General features: G+C 53.7%; 1 protein-coding gene. It reads right to left on the minus strand.

The window, feature by feature from the left end; genetic code table 11:
* Positions 1-127: 127 nt before the first annotated feature.
* On the minus strand, positions 128-456 hold a 329-nt coding region (locus AB4Y42_RS44230), incomplete at its 5' end, for a transposase (protein ID WP_368697896.1).

The raw sequence follows: 456 nt of genomic DNA on the forward strand, positions 1-456 counted from the left end.
GCGCTCAACGCCACGTTCCTGATTCCATTACCACATTGCGCATCCTGCTTGGACTGCGGCTCATGCGACGATGGAACTCCTCCTGCACGGCAATAGATCACGCAACTAATTATGTGACACAGTAAGACTAGTGTTCTGTCCCAGAAATAACTTTGCATAGCCGAGCCACTTTCTGGAGAATTGAATCGGCGGTCGCGGTCCATACGAACGGCCGGCCGTGTTGGTTGTACTGCTCGATGTATCGCTCGATGCTGGTGATGAGTTGACGCACGTTCTTGAACGACCCTCGACGGATCGCCTGCTGTGTAATCAGGCCAAACCAGCGTTCAACCTGATTCAGCCAGCTTGAGTAAGTCGGCGTGAAGTGCATGTGGTAGCGCGTATGCCTGGCCAGCCACGCCCTGACCTTGGGATGCTTGTGTGTCGCATAGTTGTCGACGATCAAATGCACATCGA

Origin of the sequence: Paraburkholderia sp. EG286B (assembly GCF_040965655.1) — a bacterium.
Taxonomy (GTDB): Bacteria; Pseudomonadota; Gammaproteobacteria; order Burkholderiales; family Burkholderiaceae; genus Paraburkholderia.